Annotated in this window: 5 protein-coding genes; 4 read left to right on the plus strand and 1 reads right to left on the minus strand. The window is 45.5% G+C overall.

All coding sequences use genetic code 11. From position 1 onward, the window contains the following. The first annotated feature begins 714 nt into the window (after positions 1-714). From IM462_RS02495 to IM462_RS02510, 4 genes are all read left to right on the plus strand, one after another. Positions 715-1,026, plus strand: coding sequence for a ferredoxin (locus tag IM462_RS02495; protein WP_004163775.1), 312 nt, complete (start codon positions 715-717; stop codon positions 1,024-1,026). A 211-nt stretch (positions 1,027-1,237) separates the two neighbouring features. Next, positions 1,238-1,939, plus strand: coding sequence for an MBL fold metallo-hydrolase (locus tag IM462_RS02500; protein WP_287703486.1), 702 nt, complete (start codon positions 1,238-1,240; stop codon positions 1,937-1,939). A 22-nt stretch (positions 1,940-1,961) separates the two neighbouring features. Next, the gene (locus IM462_RS02505) at positions 1,962-2,513 is read left to right on the plus strand and encodes a rhodanese-like domain-containing protein (RefSeq protein WP_287703488.1); all 552 of its coding nucleotides are present in this window, start codon (positions 1,962-1,964) and stop codon (positions 2,511-2,513) included. A gap of 193 nt (positions 2,514-2,706) precedes the next feature. Next, positions 2,707-3,600 carry a sulfite exporter TauE/SafE family protein gene (locus IM462_RS02510; RefSeq protein WP_287703490.1) on the plus strand — a complete coding sequence of 298 codons (894 nt, stop codon included), beginning with the start codon at positions 2,707-2,709 and terminating at the stop codon, positions 3,598-3,600. A 21-nt stretch (positions 3,601-3,621) separates the two neighbouring features. Here IM462_RS02510 and hemC read toward each other — a convergent pair whose 3' ends face one another. Then, on the minus strand, positions 3,622-4,581 hold the full coding sequence (gene hemC / locus IM462_RS02515; RefSeq protein ID WP_287703492.1) for a hydroxymethylbilane synthase: 960 nt from the start codon (positions 4,579-4,581) through the stop codon (positions 3,622-3,624). Positions 4,582-4,967: the final 386 nt, after the last annotated feature.

Here is a 4,967-nt window from a genome sequence, read left to right on the forward strand (position 1 = left end):
TGCCGATAGGCGGGGGGATCCCCCCTGCCCCCCTTGATAAGGGGGGTGCCGATAGGCGGGGGGATCCCCCCTGCCCCCCTTGATAAGGGGGGTGCCGATAGGCGGGGGGATCCCCCCTGCCCCCCTTGATAAGGGGGGTGTCTGACAGCTTTTAACCCCTACCTACTTAAATAGTGACGAGGACAATTTCCAATCCCCAGTCGGATTAACTTTGTTAGCTATAGCATCCCTAAATGAAATGTGAAAAGGTATCGTATTTTTTAAGTTTAGGAAAATTAAATAATTGAAATTTAGCCAAAAACTCGAACAGTCGTTTAACCACAAGAAAACCTTTCGCCATCCCATAAAATCCGCTCAAAAGACTTGTTAACTGTAGCCAAATCGTTTCTACTAGATTTTCTTCGGTTTGGTGCGCTCTCAGTTTTCTGCTGACGTTCTTTGCGCTATTTGACCGAATAAACCCTTTTTAAGGCATTAGGGAAGGATAGGCTATGCCGACTTTTATTTTATGAGACTAGGCTATTGTATCAACTTTTAATTAAACAGCTAATCGGCTAAAGTGATAAGTAAATATTATTTTAAGTTTATTTAAGGCTGTCATTACTAATGGTAAGTTGAGCCTGGTGAATTTTCGCGTAGTATCAAAAAGGAAACTCATTCGACCTGTTCAGTGTAAACGGGGAGAGAAGGCATTTTGAGACTGAGGAACAACCTATGGCAAAGAAAATAAAGACAACCACTTATAAAGTCACCCTGAAAACACCCAAGGGCGATTATGAAATTGATGTTCCCGATAATGAATATATTCTCGAGGCAGCAGAAGAACAAGGATTAGATTTACCCTTTTCTTGCCGTGCTGGTGCTTGCTCTAGTTGCGCTGGTCAACTCGAATCTGGTATCGTTGATCAGTCCGATCAATCCTTCTTAGATGACGATCAAATTGAAGCGGGTTATGTCCTCACCTGTGTGGCCTATCCGACTACTGACTGTGTGATCGTCACCCACAAAGAAGAAGATTTGTACTAATTTAACTCAATATTCGGGGGTTAGATACCCCAACAATACAACAATAATAGAGCGGGAACTGCAAGGGCGACAGTTCTCGCTTTATTTGTATTTTTGCCTCTTGACTCGACAATGAGATAAAGCCCAAAAATTAATCCTGCTAGAGGTTTCCTGCAAATTCATAATCATATGGTAGTATAGTTATAAAGCTATATAAAGGGAGTCAGAGATCATGCTATTCCGTCAGATGTTCGATCCCGAAACCAGCACTTATACTTATTTGATTGCCGATCCCGTCAGCAAGGAAGCGGTATTGGTGGATCCAGTCCTGGAACAGGTGGAAAGGGATGATCGGCAATTACGGGAGCTAGGATTAACGCTAAAATATTGTTTAGAAACCCATATTCACGCCGATCACGTCACAGGAACTGGAAAATTAAGGCAAATCACAGGCTGTCTGGGTATAGTTCCCGAAAATGCCCAAGTAGCCTGTGCTGATCGCCATCTGACGGATGGAGAGGAATTGTTACTAGGAAATATCACCATCAAAGCGATCGCTACTCTTGGCCACACCGATAGTCATCTAGCCTATTTAGTCAATAACAGTCATATTTTGACAGGAGATGCCCTATTTATCCGGGGTTGTGGTCGTACCGACTTCCAAAGCGGCGATGCTGGTACTCTCTTTGATTCGGTCACGCAAAAACTTTTCACTCTCCCCGATAGTACCCTAGTTTATCCCGGCCACGACTATCGCGGTTTAACTGTCTCCACCATTGCCGAAGAAAAACAATACAATCCCCGTTTTGTCGGACGTAACCGCAGACAATTTATCGAGTTTATGAACAGTCTTAATTTACCAGATCCCAAAAAGATCATGGAGGCGGTTCCCGCTAACCAAGGCTGCGGTAATTTAGGAGTTGTTTTAGCTTAAAGATCTATTCAGGAGATTAACGATGACCAATACCACAAATCAAGCAAAATTACTAGAATTTGATGCCCATACTTTAAAAAACTTAATTGAGCGCCGAGAAGTTTGCTTAATTGATGTGCGAGAACCGGGGGAGTACGCCAGCGATCGCATTCCAGGGGCCAAATTAGTACCACTTTCCAGTTTTAACCCTAATTCGATCGCTTTTGACCCCAATCAAACCCTAGTTCTCTATTGTAATTCTGGCAGCAGATCCACTGTAGCGGCACAAAAACTGATTGCGGCAGGATTTAGCCAAGTTGCCCAGCTTAAAAACGGCTTAAATACTTGGAAAAGTGCGGGTTATGCCACCGAAAAAGACCAAAATGCGCCAATTAGCCTATTTCGTCAGGTGCAGATCGTTGCTGGTTCCCTAGTAGTCCTCGGAACAGTATTAGGAGCCTTTCTCTCGCCTTGGTTCCTGATTTTAAGCGGTTTTGTCGGTTCCGGTCTAGTTTTTGCGGGAATTAGTAATACCTGTGCTTTAGCTATGCTTCTGGCTAAACTTCCCTATAATCAACCCCATCGGGGGAAATAGGGGGTTAGGGGTTGGGTGTGGGAATTATGAATTGGGAAGTGGGGAAGTGGGGAAGTGGGGGAATTTCAACTAAAACCCCAACACCCTAACACCCCCCGCAACGCGCACGCAGTGACCACCCCAACACCCTAAAACCCTATCACCGTATCTCCTGCCTCCTGACGACCGATAGCTAAAATAACTGATAACTGAAATGACTTGGTTAATTGGACATTTATTAGCCGTTTGTACGGGGATTAGTCTGGGATTGCTGGGAGGAGGAGGTTCTGTACTAGCATTACCGATTCTAGTCTATGTGATGGGAGTACCGACCAAATCAGCGATCGCTATGACGCTTCTAGTCATCGGTAGTGTCAGTTTACTCGGCACGATTCCCCACTGGAAAAAAGGCAACATTAACTTAAAAACCGCTTTTATCTTCGGTTCTGCCACGATGGTAGGGGCTTTTTTGGGAGCAAGATTAGCCACATTACCCCTTGTCACTGCCACCTTCCAGATGCTCCTGTTTGCAACACTAATGGTAATAGCAGCAGCCTTTATGATTAGTAGATCAACACAGATAGATAATCCTGATTATAAAGCCCGCGATCGCCAAAAAAATCTGACTCTCTACCCCCAACCAGTGTGCCGATATTGCTGGCTCTGGTTAATGAGCGAGGGAATTGCTGTGGGTGTCCTGACGGGATTAGTTGGGGTTGGGGGAGGCTTCGCTATCGTTCCCGCGCTGGTATTATTGGGCAAAATCCCCATGGTTCAAGCGATTGCCACTTCCCTGCTGATTATTTCCCTCAATTCTGTAGCCGGATTACTGGGCTATTTAGGTCATATTAGCGTCGATTGGCAGTTAACCCTATCCTTTGCTTTTGCGGCTGCCCTCGGTACTCTTATCGGTTCCTATCTGGGACAGTTTGTGTCCGCAAAACAGTTACAAAAAGGTTTTGGTTATTTTCTCTTAGCGATCGCAACTTTAGTTTTAATTCAAAATCGTCACATCCTGCACAATGTCCTGACTCCGAAAGGCCATTCTCTCATCCCGGCGGAAAAGGTTAGATTTATTCAGCCAACCCTACTTAAGACTGATAACTGATAACCGATCACTGATCACTAATTATCGGCCCACTTCAGCGAAAATCTCGGCTAAAATCTCTCCAGCACCAGCTTCGCGCACTTTATGGGCTAAATCTCGTCCTAAGACTTCCCCATGGCTAGGATCGCCGCTAACCGAGTCCTTAATCAGGCGCTTACCGTCGAGACTAGCCACCATACCCGTTAAAGTTAGGATACCATCCTCGATCGCCGTATTTACTCCGATGGGAACTTGACAACCCCCCTCCAACTCCCGTAAAAAAGCGCGTTCAGCATAGCATCTATCGCGACTAGGGGCGTGTTCCAACACTTTTATGACTTCCAAAACCTCCGGATCAGCATCGCGGCATTCTATCCCTAAAGCACCCTGTCCCACCGCATGGAGAGAAATTGCTGCCGGGATAACCTGATGAACTCGATCGCCTAATCCTAACCTTTCTAGTCCCGCTACTGCCAGAATAATCGCGTCGTATTCTCCCGCGTCCAGTTTTGCCAGACGGGTGTTGACATTGCCGCGCACATCCTTAAAAGTCAGATGGGGATAATGGTAACGCAACTGGGCCAATCGCCGCAGGGAAGAAGTCCCCACCACCGCACCTTCCGGTAAAGTGTCTAATTGATAGTCTTGGTTTTGGTTATTTACCACCAAAGCATCGGCCGGATTCACTCTTTCCGTGACGCAACCCAAGATTAAGCCTTCGGGCAAATTAGTGGGCAGATCCTTGAGAGAATGGACGGCAAGATCGATCGATCTATCCAACATTCCCACTTCTAATTCTTTGGTAAATAAACCCTTATCACCGATTTTCGCCAGGGCCACATCGAGAATTTTATCGCCTTGGGTACTCATCGTCTCCACCTCAAACTGTCGATGGGGGTGGTGTTTACTCAATTCTGCCTGTACCCAATAGGTTTGTACTAGGGCTAACTGACTTTTACGCGAACCGATACGCAGGGAACGAGGAGGACTAGAAACGGACATATCTGAAGTAGGAATTTAACTAAACATCTATCGGACTGCTCGATCTAGACTATCCTGATCTCACCCCTGTTGAGTAATCACTTTCTAGGTTAGGCATAAATAGTTACATCTCTTAATATTTTTCAGGAAATGGGGTGACTATTATTCCCCACTGACAGCAAAGCTGAAAGCCTAGATTAAAATAGAGGGACAAACGTTGCAACAGGGTCTAACTAATGACAATGTTTGAACGGACAAATTGGCTAAAGTAGCTGGTTATAATTAAATTAAAAATGGATTTTAGGTTCGATCCCCCCTGCCCCCCTTGATAAGGGGGGTGCCGATAGGCGGGGGGATCCCCCTTAATAAGGGGGGCATCTGATAATTTTTAACGCCTACCTACTTAA

Source organism: Microcystis sp. M144S2 (assembly GCF_020246065.1).
GTDB classification, from domain to species: Bacteria; Cyanobacteriota; Cyanobacteriia; order Cyanobacteriales; family Microcystaceae; genus Microcystis; species Microcystis ichthyoblabe_A.

Excerpts from the sequence above, each read along its gene's own strand:
- IM462_RS02505 (WP_287703488.1), top strand. The coding sequence starts at position 1,962 with ATGACCAATACCACAAATCAAGCAAAATTACTAGAATTTGATGCCCAT.
- IM462_RS02500 (WP_287703486.1), top strand. The coding sequence starts at position 1,238 with ATGCTATTCCGTCAGATGTTCGATCCCGAAACCAGCACTTATACTTAT.
- hemC (WP_287703492.1), bottom strand. The coding sequence starts at position 4,581 with ATGTCCGTTTCTAGTCCTCCTCGTTCCCTGCGTATCGGTTCGCGTAAA.
- IM462_RS02495 (WP_004163775.1), top strand. The coding sequence starts at position 715 with ATGGCAAAGAAAATAAAGACAACCACTTATAAAGTCACCCTGAAAACA.
- IM462_RS02510 (WP_287703490.1), top strand. The coding sequence starts at position 2,707 with ATGACTTGGTTAATTGGACATTTATTAGCCGTTTGTACGGGGATTAGT.